General features: G+C 69.4%; 13 protein-coding genes. 5 read left to right on the forward strand and 8 right to left on the reverse strand.

Annotation, left to right across the window (positions count from 1 at the left end; all coding sequences use genetic code 11):
- Positions 1 to 3 precede the first annotated feature (3 nt).
- Together rplM and HUA76_RS42655 are read right to left on the reverse strand one after the other, a co-directional pair.
- Complete coding sequence (gene rplM / locus HUA76_RS42650; protein ID WP_141649452.1) at positions 4 to 450, reverse strand: 50S ribosomal protein L13; 447 nt, start codon at positions 448 to 450, stop codon at positions 4 to 6.
- A 195-nt stretch (positions 451 to 645) separates the two neighbouring features.
- Entirely contained in the window at positions 646 to 2,709 is a 2,064-nt protein-coding gene (locus tag HUA76_RS42655; protein ID WP_174464181.1) for a UvrD-helicase domain-containing protein, read from the reverse strand.
- Between the two features lie 34 nt (positions 2,710 to 2,743).
- Between HUA76_RS42655 and HUA76_RS42660 the strand changes: the two genes are divergently transcribed.
- Both HUA76_RS42660 and HUA76_RS42665 read left to right on the forward strand, forming a co-directional pair.
- A complete protein-coding gene (locus HUA76_RS42660; RefSeq protein ID WP_246137789.1) occupies positions 2,744 to 3,307 on the forward strand; it encodes a hypothetical protein in 564 nt (187 codons plus the stop codon).
- A gap of 29 nt (positions 3,308 to 3,336) precedes the next feature.
- A complete protein-coding gene (locus HUA76_RS42665; protein ID WP_174458550.1) occupies positions 3,337 to 3,834 on the forward strand; it encodes a caib/baif family protein in 498 nt (165 codons plus the stop codon).
- 31 nt (positions 3,835 to 3,865) lie between these two features.
- Here HUA76_RS42665 and HUA76_RS42670 read toward each other — a convergent pair whose 3' ends face one another.
- Both HUA76_RS42670 and HUA76_RS42675 read right to left on the reverse strand, forming a co-directional pair.
- Complete coding sequence (locus HUA76_RS42670) at positions 3,866 to 5,053, reverse strand: class I SAM-dependent rRNA methyltransferase (protein ID WP_174458549.1); 1,188 nt, start codon at positions 5,051 to 5,053, stop codon at positions 3,866 to 3,868.
- Positions 5,054 to 5,058: 5 nt separating this feature from the next.
- Positions 5,059 to 6,276, reverse strand: coding sequence for a metallopeptidase family protein (locus HUA76_RS42675; protein ID WP_174464182.1), 1,218 nt, complete (start codon positions 6,274 to 6,276; stop codon positions 5,059 to 5,061).
- 108 nt (positions 6,277 to 6,384) lie between these two features.
- Here HUA76_RS42675 and HUA76_RS42680 point away from each other — a divergent pair, with 108 nt between their 5' ends.
- A complete protein-coding gene (locus HUA76_RS42680; protein WP_174464183.1) occupies positions 6,385 to 6,966 on the forward strand; it encodes a nucleoside triphosphate pyrophosphatase in 582 nt (193 codons plus the stop codon).
- Between the two features lie 12 nt (positions 6,967 to 6,978).
- Here the strand turns inward: HUA76_RS42680 and HUA76_RS42685 are convergent, their stop codons facing one another.
- A complete protein-coding gene (locus HUA76_RS42685) occupies positions 6,979 to 7,941 on the reverse strand; it encodes a DHH family phosphoesterase (protein WP_141648508.1) in 963 nt (320 codons plus the stop codon).
- Between the two features lie 13 nt (positions 7,942 to 7,954).
- Positions 7,955 to 9,037 (reverse strand): zinc ribbon domain-containing protein, encoded by a 1,083-nt coding sequence (locus tag HUA76_RS42690; protein WP_174458547.1) that lies wholly within the window; start codon positions 9,035 to 9,037, stop codon positions 7,955 to 7,957.
- A 406-nt stretch (positions 9,038 to 9,443) separates the two neighbouring features.
- Between HUA76_RS42690 and HUA76_RS42695 the strand changes: the two genes are divergently transcribed.
- On the forward strand, positions 9,444 to 9,686 hold the full coding sequence (locus HUA76_RS42695) for a hypothetical protein (protein WP_141648506.1): 243 nt from the start codon (positions 9,444 to 9,446) through the stop codon (positions 9,684 to 9,686).
- A 69-nt stretch (positions 9,687 to 9,755) separates the two neighbouring features.
- On the opposite strand, the gene HUA76_RS42700 is transcribed toward HUA76_RS42695, so the two are convergent.
- Positions 9,756 to 10,007, reverse strand: coding sequence for a hypothetical protein (locus HUA76_RS42700; RefSeq protein WP_141648505.1), 252 nt, complete (start codon positions 10,005 to 10,007; stop codon positions 9,756 to 9,758).
- A gap of 269 nt (positions 10,008 to 10,276) precedes the next feature.
- Positions 10,277 to 11,776 (reverse strand): PD40 domain-containing protein, encoded by a 1,500-nt coding sequence (locus HUA76_RS42705; protein WP_174458546.1) that lies wholly within the window; start codon positions 11,774 to 11,776, stop codon positions 10,277 to 10,279.
- A gap of 118 nt (positions 11,777 to 11,894) precedes the next feature.
- On the opposite strand from HUA76_RS42705, the gene HUA76_RS42710 reads away from it, so the two are divergent.
- Positions 11,895 to 12,692 (forward strand): TatD family hydrolase, encoded by a 798-nt coding sequence (locus tag HUA76_RS42710; RefSeq protein WP_174458545.1) that lies wholly within the window; start codon positions 11,895 to 11,897, stop codon positions 12,690 to 12,692.
- Positions 12,693 to 12,696: the final 4 nt, after the last annotated feature.

The raw sequence follows: 12,696 nt of genomic DNA on the forward strand, positions 1-12,696 counted from the left end.
CCCTTACGCCTCGACCGCGAACGCGGCCGGCTTCTGGGCGGCGTGCGGGTGGGTGTCACCTGCGTAGACCTTCAGCTTCGTCATCATCTGCCGACCGAGCGCGTTGCGGGGCAACATGCGGCGCACGGCGTTGAGGATGACGTCCTCGGGGTGACGCTGGCGGAGCTTCTCCAGGTTGGTGATCTTCAAACCACCGGGGAAACCCGCACGGGAGTGCCGGTAGTAGAGCTTGTCCTGCTCCTTCGTTCCCGTCACCTTCACCTTTTCGGCGTTGATGACGATGACGTGGTCGCCCGTATCGATGGACGGCGTGTAGATGGCCTTGTGCTTACCCTTGAGCAGGGTGGCAATCTGGCTCGCCGCGCGGCCCAGCACCTTGTCGGACACGTCGATGACGTGCCACTGGCGCTTGATGTCCCCAGCCTTCGCGCTGTAGGTCTTCTGCGACATTTCTTGCACTCCAAACTTCTCGCGGCCGCCAGGTGCATGCCGGGGAACCGCTGAACGTGCCTAACCAACCGCAGGTCCGCCGTTGAAACTCCACGGAGGCCTGGAAAGGCCGACCCTCCTAGTCGGCATGGGGGATCAAGTCAAGGTTGGTGGGGCCTCGCCCCTGGAAAGCCTGTCTGCCGCCCCCACCCCACCCTACCGCCCAGGCACCCCACCGCCCCCCGGAGCCCCGGGCGCCGGCTTCTTGAAGCGCTCCTTGAGGTTCGCGAAGAAGTTCTTCTCCTCCGGCGTGGGGTCGCCTTGACGCGGCGCGTCCATGGCGACGTGCTCGGCGACCTCCGGAGGGAGGTCCTCCAGGAACCGGGAGGGCGTCCGGGGGGCTTCCTTGCCGCGCTTCACGCGGGTGACGGCGCGCGTGAGGTACAGCGTCTCCTTGGCGCGGGTGATGCCCACGTAGCAGAGGCGGCGCTCCTCCTCGAGGTTCTGCGCCTCGCCCTGCATGCCTCCGTGCGGCATCAGGTCCTCCTCCATGCCGATGAAGAAGACGAGCCGGTACTCCAGGCCCTTGGACGCGTGCACCGTCATCAGGGTGACGCGGCGGTTGGCGCCGGGCACGTCGTCATCCTCCTCCTGCTTCGTGTCCAGGCTGAGGCGGTTGAGGTACGTCAGGAGGCTGGCCTTGGGGCCCTCGCGCTTCTCGAAGCGCTCCAGCGAGCCGAGCACCCCATCCACGCCCTTGAGCTTCTTGTCCGCGCTGGTGGCGCTGGGCGCGTGGGCGCGCGTGGCCTCGCGAAAGCCAATCTCCTCCAGGAGCTTGCGCGTCACGGTGGCCAGCTGGCCGTGCTCGTACGCGGCGCGGTAGCGCTCCACCAGCTCCACGAACTCGCGGACCTTCTCGCCGGCGCCGGGGGGCAAATCCTCGTACTCGGTGGCCTTGCGCATCACCGTCCACAGGGTGACGCCCTCGGAGCGCGAGTGCCCGTGCAGCCGCTCCATCGTCACGTCGCCGATGCCCCGGGACGGGACGTTGACGATGCGCATCAGGGAGATTTCATCCAGCCGGTTCACGATGACCTTGAAGTACGCGATGACATCCTTCACCTCGCGCCGGTCGAAGAACTCGCTGCCGCCCACGACTTCGTAGGGGATGCCCTTCTCGCGCAGCATCTCCTCCACCGGGTGGGACTGGCCGTTGGTCCGGTAGAGCACCGCGATGTCGTCCTCGGGGACGCCCAGCGACACGTGCTTCTGGATTTCGTGCGCGACGAAGCGGGCCTCCTCCTCGTCATTGGGGCACGCGACGACCTTGACCTTGGGGCCGCCCTTGCGGTCGGTCCACATCTGCTTGGCCTTGCGCTCGGGGTTCTTCGCGATGACGGCGTTGGCCGCGTCCAGCACCATCTGCACGGAGCGGTAGTTCTGCTCCAGTCGCACCTCCTTCCCACCCGGGAAGAAGTGGTCGAAGTGGAGGATGTTGCGCACCTCCGCGCCGCGCCACGAGTAGATGCACTGGTCGTCGTCACCCACCGCGCACACGTTGCGCGACTCGCCGGCCATCAGCTTGAGCACGTCGAGCTGGGCCATGTTGGTGTCCTGGAACTCGTCCACCAGGAGGTAGCGGAAGCGGCGCGTGTACTTGACGTAGAGGTCCGAGTGCTCGCGCAACAGCCGCGCGGGCAACAGGAGCAGGTCATCGAAGTCCACCGAGCCCTGCGCCTTCAGCGCGAGCTGGTAGCCCGGGTACACCATGTGGGTGATGAGGTCGTAGTCATCACCGATGCCCTCCGGCTTGGGCTCCGGGGCCTTGCCGGAGTTCTTCGCCTTGGAGATGAGGTTGAGCACCTTGCGCGCGTCGAAGGCGCGGTCGTCGATGCGGTGCTCGCGCATGGCGCGGCGGATGATGGCCAGCTGATCACCCATGTCCGCGATGGCGAACTTCTTGGGCCACCCCAGGCGATGGATGTCCTCGCGGAGCATCTCCGCGCCGAAGGCGTGGAAGGTGCACACCAGCACGCCCTGCGCGCGCGGCCCGGCCATGTGGACCAGGCGCTCCTTCATCTCGGTCGCCGCCTTGTTGGTGAAGGTGACGGCGAGGATGTTGCGAGCCAGGATGTGGTCTGGTCGCTCGTTGAGCAGGTGGACGATGCGGTGGGTGATGACGCGAGTCTTGCCGCTGCCAGCACCCGCGAGAACCAGCAAGGGCCCCTGGAGGGTAACCACGGCCTCGCGCTGAGGAGGGTTGAGCTTCGAGAGGTCCATTGCGCGCGGGCCGGGGATACCCTTTGATTCGTCCGTGCGCGACAACTTTCTCCTCCGCCTCACCGCCGCCCTGCTCGCGCTCGCTCCAGGTGTCGGATGCCTGGACCGTGACGGCGCCTCACGCGAGGTGGAAGCCTCCGTGCCCGCCGCGAGCGCGCCCTGCGTGTACTTCAAGACGCTGGCCCCCTTCCTCCCAGAGACGCTGGAGGGGTTCACCGTCGCGCGCACCCAGGGCTCCACCGGCAAGTACGGCGAGGTGTCCGTCTCCGAGGCCGAGCGCCTGTTCACCCGAGGTGAGGGACGAGAGGTGAAGGTGCGCATCGTGGACACCACGATGGGCGAGAAGATTGGACAGGCCATCCGCGACGCGGCGGAGCGGGCCAAGGACCGGGCACCCAGCGACCCGGCGGCCCCCATCCACTGGAAGGACGCGGTGGGCTTCGTGAGGTACGACGCGGAGGAGTCGCTGGCGGAGGCCAACCTGCTGGTGGGCGACCGCTTCGTGGTGGCCGTCACCAGCCGGGGTTTCCCGGGTACGGTGGAGGTGCGGCGGGTGGCGCGTGGAATCGACCTGGCCGGGCTGGCCCGGCTTCAGTGAGCCCCGACAATGGGCAAGGAGTGTCCCGGGTGGTGAAGGAGAAAGGTACGCGGCCCGACGCAGTGGATCCGCTCGCCGCGGAGAAGGCCGCACGCGCGTTGGTGGCGACGCTCGGCAAGCGGGAGTTCCTGGAACAACTCCAGAAGCTCACCAAGAGCTTTGCGTCGGACCCCGGCAACCCCGGCTCCTACGCATGCGAGGGATGTCAGCGCTGCGCCAACTGCATGTTCTGCAAGGACTGCGACAGCTGCTTCCAGTGCACCCACTGCACGCGGTGCGAGCTGTGCAACAACTGCTCGCACTGCGTGGAGTGCAAGAGCTGTCACGCGTGCGCCTACTGCCTGCAGAGCGAGAACTGCACCACCAGCGCGTACCTGGTGCTCTGCCGCAACCTGCAGGACTGCAACTACTGCTTCGGCTGCGTGGGGCTGGCCAAGAAGGACTTCCACATCCTGAATGTCCCCTTCCCTCGAACCGAGTACTTCAAGGTCGTGGGCAAGCTGCGCAAGGAGCTGGGGCTGTCGTGAGCAGCCCCGTCGTCCCCGTGCGCGCGCGCTGCTAGAGGGCGCGCACGTAGAGGGCCTTGAGGTACTCCGTCTCCTGCAACCCACCGAGCACCGGGTGGTCCAGGCCCGCGCCCCGGCGCTCCAGAATCTGAATCGGGCGCTTGGCGTCCGCCGCGGCGCCGAGCAGCATCTCCTCGAAGCCCGCGCGGTCCAGCTTGCCGGAGCACGAGCAGGTGACGAGCAGTCCGTCCGGCTTCAAGCAGCGCAACGCGCGCAGGTTCAGCTCGTGGTAGGCGCGCAGCGCGGTCTCCAGGCCCTCGCGGCGCTTGGCGAGCCCCGGCGGGTCCAACACGATGGTGTCGAAGCGCCGGCTCTGTGAGTCGAAGCGCTTGAGCACATCGAAGGCGTTGGCGTTCTCCACGCTGACGTTCGTCCGGTTGTTGGCGCGGGCGTTTTCGCCGATGCGCGCCGCGGCCTTCTCGTCCTGCTCCACCGCGAGCACCGACTCGGAGTTGCGAGCCAGGGCCAGCGCGAAGCCACCGTGGTAGCTGAAGAGGTCCAGCGCCTCGCCGCGCGCCAGCTCTCCGGCGCGCAGGTGGTTGTCCACCTGGTCCAGGAAGGCGCCCGTCTTCATGTCGCCCAGCAGGTCCACTTCGAAGCGGTTGTCGCCCTCGTGGTACGTGAAGCGCGATTCGCCCTCGCCGTGCAGGAAGCGCGACTCGCGCGGAAGGCCCTCGAAGTCGCGGCCGGAGGCGTCGTCGCGGCACACCACGTGGGTGGCGCCGGTGAGTTCCACCAGCATCTTCGCCAGGGACTCCTTGCGGGCGTCCATGCCCTCGGAGAGCGTCTGGAGCGTCAGGCCCTTGCCGTAGCGGTCCACGAAGAGACCGGGCAGTTGGTCCGACTCACCATGCACCAGCCGCAGACCGTCGCGCCCGGACAGCGAGGACCTGCGCGCGAGCGCGGCCTCCAGGCGACGACGGAAGAAGAGGTCGTTCACCGGCTGCTCGCGAGGAGGCTTGCGCGTCAGCAGCCGCAGCGCCAGCGGGGAGCGCCGCGCATAGAGGGCCTGGCCAATGGGGTTGCCCTGCGAGTCCACCACCAGCACCACCGCGCCAGGGCCCGTCACGTCGGGCGGGGCGGCCAGCTCGGTGCGGTACAGCCAGGGGTTTCCGGTGCGCAGGGACTTCGCGCCCTTGGGAGTCGTACGTGCCACGGGAAGCGTTACGTTGATGGCCATTCGCGTCACTCCAGGCCGCGCGCGGCCAGTTCTTCATCGTCCTCCCCTCGCAGATGCCCGATTTCGTGCAGCAATGTCACGCGAATCTGCTCGTGCAGCTCCGCCGGCGTGCGCACGGCCCTCGCCAGGTTGCGTCGGTAGAGCACCACGGAGCGGCACGGTGTCTCCGTTCCGTCGCACGGCGCGCCCAGCGGCGGCCCTCTGAACAATCCAAGGATGGTGGGCGACAGCGGAGGCTGGTTGGCCAGCAAGTCACCCTCGGCGGGCAACTCCTCCGCGGTGACGGGCACGCCCTCCAGGTCACCCCGCATGTCCACGGGCAGCTCCGACACGGCCCGCGCCACGTCCAGGCGGAAGGCGTCCTCGCCAGGCAGGGGCGGCGTCGGGAAGTCCTCCGGCGCCAGGCTCCGGGCCTTGTCGAAGTGGACCTGCGCCTGCTTCCACTTCCCCTCTCGCTCCAGCAGCAAGCCCAGGTGCTGGTGCGCATGCGCGGCGCGCTCCGCGTCGGACACGAGCCCCTGGAAGGCCACCTTCGCCTCGGCGAAGCGACACAGCTCGAAGAGGGCCAGGGCCCGCTCGTAGAGCGCTTCCCTGCTGCCCGGCTCCCGGGCCAGGACGATGGCCGCGCGCGCCAGGGCCTCTTCCGACTGGCCCAGGTCGTTGAAGGCCATGGCCGCCACCAGCGCCAGATGCGGAATCAGCTCCGGAGGCGTGCCGGGCTGAGACAGGCCGCGCTCGGCGTAGAGCGTGCCCAGTTCGTCTCGCTCGCGCGTGGAGGGCAGCTGCACGGCATAGAGGTGCGCCGCGCCCAGCAGCGCATCCGAGTCCCCCGGGTCGATGGCGAGCGCCCGCGCGAAGGCGAGCTGGGCCTCGGGCTCGCGTCCCAGCGCGGCCAGCGCCACGCCGCGCTCGGCATGGGCCGCCGCGAGGTCCGGCTCCAGGGCCGCCGCCTGCGCCGCGCACGACAGCGCCTCCTCGAAGCGACCTCCGTCGTAGTACCCGCGCGCCGCGTCCAGCGGAGAGCTGCCCTGCGCGCGACACACCGCGAGCGGCTGCACGGGACGCGAGGCGACGTCGGCACCTTCCGCCGGGGAGGCATTGGCCGCCGGGGCCTTCACCGAGGACACCTCCGGCGGACCGGCGTCTCCCGTCTCCGGGGCCGAGGCGTTCCGCTTACACGCGGTGAGGAGAAGGCAGAGGGCGAGCAGACCGCGCCGCGACATGGGGCGTCAGGCTACGGCATCACCTCGTGGCCGGGAAGCGGGGACGTGCATGCTCGCTCGGCAGGCGGCATCCCCGCGCGCGCTCGGGTGAACTAGGGTGGGAGCCCCATGAGAGACTTGATTCTGGCGTCCACGTCCAGCGCCCGCCGAGCGCTGATGGACGGCCTGGGCCTGCCCTACCGCACCCATTCCCCAGGGGTGGACGAGACGGTGGCTCCCCACCTGTCCGCGAAGGAGGCGGTCCGGGAGCTGGCGGCCCGCAAGGCCCGCGCGGTCCACGCGCGCAACCCGGACGCCTGGGTGCTGGGCGCCGACCAGCTCGTCGAAGTCGCCGGCGAGACGCTCACCAAGCCCGACAACCGCGACGCCGCGCGCGGGCAACTGGGCAAGTTGCTGGGCCATACCCACGACATCCACACCGGCGTCTGCCTCGTGGGCCCCGGAGGCCACGTCAGCGAGGCCGTGGAGACCGCCCGACTCACCTTCCACGCCGTGACGCCCGACGAGTTGGAGCGCTACCTGGACCTGAACGAGTGGGAGGGCTGCTGCGGCAGCTACCGCGTGGAGGGCGCGGGACAGGCACTGCTGGCGCGACTGGAAGGAGACCGCGCCAACGTGCAGGGCCTGCCCATGGTGACGGTGGTGCGACTGCTGCGGCTGGCCGGCTTCTCGTTCTTCGAGCGCCGGTAGTCCGCCCCTCCGTCAGCCCGCGGTGGACAGCTCCGCGAGAATCTCCTGGTACGCGGCGCGGGCCTTGTCGGACTGGTCCGCCTTGAAGCTGGCCGCCGCCACCACCGGATGGCCGCCACCGCCGAACCGGCCGGCAATCGCGGACAGGTCGTGCTTGCGCAGCTCCGGCTTCCACGGGTTGGAGCCGAGCGACACCTTGGCGCGCGACGCGCCCTTGCCCACCCACAGCGTGTAGCGCGCATCCGGATAGAGCGCGTACGCGATGAACTTGTTGAGGCTGTCGACGCCCTCGTCCACCAGGTCGAAGAAGACGACGCCGCGCTCGTAGCGGGCCTTCGCGCGCACCAGCTCGATGTGGCCCTGGTGACGCGAGAGCAGCGGGGCCAGCGGCGTGGCGATGAGCGGCGAGGCGGCGAGCTCCGCGAGCGACTCCGACTGCATGCGCCGGATGACCTCGGGGATGAGCGCCGGGTCCTTGTTCGCCTCCAGCACCGTCATGATGCGCAGCGCGGGCTCCTCCAGCGCCACCGCCATCTGGGGCGACGGAAACTGGGCGCCGTCGATGATTTCGGCCCAGTGGATGAGGTCCGAGAGCGACGACGCATCCCAGCCGAAGCGCTCGTGCGCCACGTCCGCCAGGTACTTCGTGCAGCTCTTGCGGTGCCCGTCGTGGAACTTGCGCCCGCTGGTGTCCGCGCGGAAGTGCGCCTCGTCCCCCGGCTGCTGGAAGGCGGAGGCATGGTGGTCGAACCACCACGTCAGCCGCGCGTCCTGGCTGTAGCGGAAGTCGACAATGACGTTCTCCTCGCCAGTGAAGACCGCCGGGTCGATGCCCTCCGCGCCCGGCTTGTGATTCAGGCCCTGGTAGCCAAAGGCCGCGTCCGCGCGGACGCGCTCCCGATAGAAGCGGGAGAACACCGCGGCGCTCGCGGCACCGTCGAAGCAGTTGTCGTGGAAGAGGACCTGAACGTTCATGGCGGGCTGCCCTTTACTGCAACGCGAGTCCCTCGCCCACCGCCGCGAAGGCCGCGGCCCCCTGCGCATCGCCCGTCTGTACATCACCCGACCCGGCGGCGACGACGGCCAGCCCCACCAGTCGACCATCCGCCAGCAGCCCGCAGCCCAGCGTGCCTCGCGCCCCCGCCGACGTGTTCAGCGCGTAGAGCTGCGTGCGGCCTCCCAGCGCCGCGGGCGCGGGACGCGTCAACGGCGCATTCGACGCCCCCCCCAACGAGCGCAGCAGGCCCTGACACCCCGCCGCCAGCGACACACCCGGCGAGCGCTCCACCCACAAGAGACCGAAGCGTCCTCGCGCCACGTCGCCGAAGCCCACGCCACTGCCATTCAGCGTCGCCGTGGGCAGCACCAGGTGCGTGGAGAGCTGCTCGCGCGTCAGCCGCTCCCACCCCACGGGCAGCTCCAGCCGGTATCCCAGCTCGCTGCCGACCAGGAGCTGGCGGACGCCGCCACCGCCCCCCGGAGTCAGCGTCCCCGGAATGGCGAGGAGCGCCGACGACGCCAACGCCACGGCGAGTCCCAGCCCCAGGCCCACGTACCGCCGCGCGGCGCCGGGCTCGCCCAGCACCAGCGTCAGCGCCACCAGTCCCAGCGCGAAGTAGGCCACGTGCACCGGGGCCGTCGGCGCCGCGCGCGCAAGCCAGGCCGTGGCCAACAGCTGCACCACCAGCCCCGTCTGCGCGAGCCCCTTCGCGGGCCCCCGGTTGACCACCAGCACCAGCGCGAGCAATAGGTCCAGCGCCACCAGCCCGTACGTCCACGAGGGGTCCTGGAGCGAGCCCAACACGCCACCGGCTCGCAGGAACCACGCCGCCGCGCTCGCCCCCAGCACACCCGCCACGGGCCCTGGATGGGCGGACACCGCGCTCGTCACCAGGTCGCCACCGAACACCGTGGCGTCGTCGTCCACCGCGTCCCCCAACCTGTCCAGCCGCGTGCGGCCGACCTTCTTGTACGACTGGAGATGATCGAACGGCTCACCACAGGCGGGACAGGCCGTGGCACCCCGGGGAATGGGGCTATGACCGCAGCTCGGGCAGAGGGTCTGAGGCATGCGCCGGCGTATACCGCACTGAACACTCCGCCCACGAGAGCGCGACGCGCGTGTCAGCCTCACCCCGCAGTGCCAATTTTTCGACCAAAAGGGCGGGGCTCGAATGACACCTGAGTCATTCAAGACTGAGCACACTCGCAGTCCTTGCGGCTTCTGGCCGACTCTCGACTCTTGAACGAAACGTCGAGATTCCCGGGCTGGCTGAACGAAAAATCTCGACAGAACGAGGAATCGGTTCCGAACCCCGACGTTTACCGTGAGGTGGTGAACCTGGAACCCTGCTTCACTACAGGGAAATCCCGTAGAGCAGGTTACCTGCCAGGTGAGCCTTCGACTGGCACCTCGTCTGCATATGTCAGACCCCAGGTGTACTCACCCGCGCTGAACCGCGTGGTGGGAGGAGCACATGGCCAAGAGGACGACACGCAAGAGCGTCACGGTCCGCAGGCAGGGTCGCCGGGTGATGCCCGCGCTCCGGCGGACGGCTCAGCGGGCCCGGGTGGCCGCGGAGAGGGCCCAGCTCACCGTGGGGGAAGTCATCGCCGCGGCCTTCGACACGGCCGGTGGCGAACTCGGTGAGGCGCTGGAGGTGATGACCTCGCCGCAGATGGCGCGGGCCCTGGGGCGCCGCATCATCGTCGTAGGTTGAAGCACGACAGCATCCCAGGCTCCCTCGGGCCGCTCCCTCGACTCGGGACGCGGCCGGGAGCCCTGGGTGTCAGTCTCCCGCCAGCAGTTCGCTGGTGTAGTTCTGCTGGGTAGGCTCGCCCGCGAGCGCGCGTGAGAAGTCCTCGGCGTTGTTCGGGTGCACCAGGAAGGTGCCCGCGCGCGTCTCCAGGCGCACAGGCTCCACGTCCGGGTGCGGGTCAGCGGCCACGGTGCCACCGCCGCCATCGTCCAGTCGCGCGGTCGGCACGGTGGCACAGCCAGCGAACAGCAGGACACCGAGCGTCACGAGGCCAGTCTTCATCCGAGTCCTCCGGGGCACGGCCCCCACACATGCGGCGGACCGAGGGCCCCTGCCTATTCCGGTGACACCCCGAGCCGCAAGGCTCGACGCGTCGCACGCGAAGGACGGAAGGCCCTCGCCCCGGACACTCCACCGGAACGCGGGCCGAGCACGACTCGGACTACCGGGGCTGCCAGCGCGGCCGAGCAGTACTCGACGCGTCGCTCGCGAAGGACGGCAGGCCCGCGCCCCGGACACTTCACCGGAACGCGGGCCAAACACGACTCGGACTACCGGGGCTGCCAGCGCGGCCGGTGGTCGTCGCTGTCACCTGTCTGGAGCGTGTAGCCCGCCCTGGGATGGACGATGGCCGCGTTCACCGGAGCGCCGGTGGCGGGGTCGACCTGCTGGACGTTGAGCTGCCCCGCCTTGATGAAGGCAACGAAACGTCCGTCCGGAGAGAACGACGGGAGCGTGCCGTCATCCGCGAGCCGCACCTCGGTGCCCGTGGCGGTGCCATCCTGCGGATTGATTGCGCGCAGGAAGACGGCGTTGCCCGGTCGCGTCTGGCAGGGAGAAACGCCCCCGCCGCACAGCACGGCATCTCCCGTGGTGGGCTTGAAGTAGTACGCGCGCACGTACGCGGACCAGGTCCCATCCGGAGCCCAGATGGGACTGGCGATGAACGAGTCGATGGTGCCATCCGTGGACGTCTCCGTGGAGACATCCGCGATGAGCTGGGGCTGCCCACCCCCCGTCACGTTGAGCGAGTACAGCCGGAACAGCGGCACGGGGATGGCGTCCCCGGCGAACGTCACCATTTCGTTGTTCGGGTTGGACAGGAACAGGAGCTGGGAATTGACGTGGTTGTAGTGCGCCTGCTCCGCGGTGGCCCCCGAGTTGGCCAGGGGCGTCGGCGAGGCGCCGAGGCTCGAGGTCAACAGGCCCTCGCCCGTCACGTTGTAGACGAACGTCGTGCCATCCGGAGCCCAGTCCGGGAACGCGCCCGTCGTCGTGGCCTGCGATACCACGCTGCCCGCGGGGTCCGTCGACACCACGGAGATGCCCGAGCGGCTGCTGCCGTTCTGCCGCACCCAGGCGATGGAGCTGCTCGGCTCCCACTCCATGGAGCGGAAGCTCTCCGTGTTGCCCGAACCACCATCCGCGAGGACCAGGGCCTGCCCCTGAACGAGCGGAACATCGCGCACCGTCAGGTCACCCGCGACCTTCTCCGTGGACGTGTCCACGGCCCCCTGCGCGAACGATACCCGCGTGCCGCTCGGTGCCCAGCGCGGGTAGCGGCTGTCCGTATCCCCGTCCGACAACGCCGTCATGCCCGGCGTGTCGTAGCGCATGACGAGCGCCTTCGAGACACCCGCGTCGTCGCGCCCCGTCACTGCGACATGCTGCGCCTGACACGTCAGGGGTGTGCCCTCACAGCGCAAGCCCGCGATGCAATCCGCGGAGGCCGCGCAGCTCTCGCCCTTCCCCGCCGTGCCCTGGCCTCCACCATCCGCCGGGCCCGCATCCGGCACGCCCGCGTCAGGCTCTCCCGCATCCGGGACACCCGCATCCGGCTCTCCCGCGTCAGGCTCTCCCGCGTCCGGCTCGGGAGGAGCGGGAATGGGACGCTGCTCACATTCATTGTCGGCGGTGCAGACCCACTCCTGCCCCTCGGCGGGCTGGCCATTGTCCGCGCGACAATCGAACTGGTCGACGCACTCGTCAGCACACCCCGACGAGAGTACCCACAGCGCGCAACACAGCGCCCCGACGACTCGCTTGTCCATATTGCCCCTCCAAAAAAGAGGAGGGCGTATAGCCTCGGGAAAATGACCGCGATGGTTCCCCGGGGTGGGTTCCAGAAGCGTGTTCCTGATTGAACGGCGATGCCCCACGGCGTGATGAATGATCGACACCCACTGCCATCTCGATGCGACGCGATTCGATGAGGACCGAACCTTCGTGCTGGAGCGAGCCTGGGCCGCGGGCCTCCAAGGCATCCTCATCCCCGGCGTGGGCACGCATGACTGGGAACCCTTGCTGGCGCTGTCCCGGAACGAGCCCCGCATCCAGGTGGGCCTGGGCATCCACCCCCAGCTCCTGCCGGAGATGACGCCCGAGGAGGACGACGTGGCGCTGGAGTTGCTCGACGCGCTGTTGTCGAAGGGCGGCGCGGTGGCCGTGGGCGAGTGCGGACTGGATGGTCCGTCCCTTCCCGGCGCGCCGCTGGAGCGACAGGTGTCGGTGCTCCGGAGGCACCTGGCGCTCGCTCGCAAGCACCAGCTCCCCGTGTTGATGCATTGTCACCGACTCCATCCCGCGCTCATCGAACTGCTCAAGCAGGAGCAGATTCCGGAGGCGGGCCTGCTCATGCACAGCTACAGCGGCGGCGTGGAGCTGGCGCGCTTCTATCTCCAGAAGGGCTGCCACTTCTCCTTCGCGGGCCCGGTGACGTGGGCGGAGGCACGCAAGCCGCTGGATGCGCTGCGCGCCATTCCCCTGGAGCGACTGATGGCGGAGACGGACGCCCCGGACCAGGCGCCCACGCCCCACCGGGGGGGCCGCTCCGAGCCGGCCTACCTGCCCCACATCCTGGAGGGGATGGCCCGCGTCCGAGGGGAGCCCCTCGACGAGGTCGCCCAGCGGACGACCGAGAATGCCCGCAGGCTCTTCCGGGAAGGTTTTCCCCCCGCTTCGCGGTAGGCGA

Origin of the sequence: Myxococcus sp. CA056 (assembly GCF_013336715.1) — a bacterium.
GTDB lineage: Bacteria > Myxococcota > Myxococcia > Myxococcales > Myxococcaceae > Myxococcus > Myxococcus llanfairpwllgwyngyllgogerychwyrndrobwllllantysiliogogogochensis.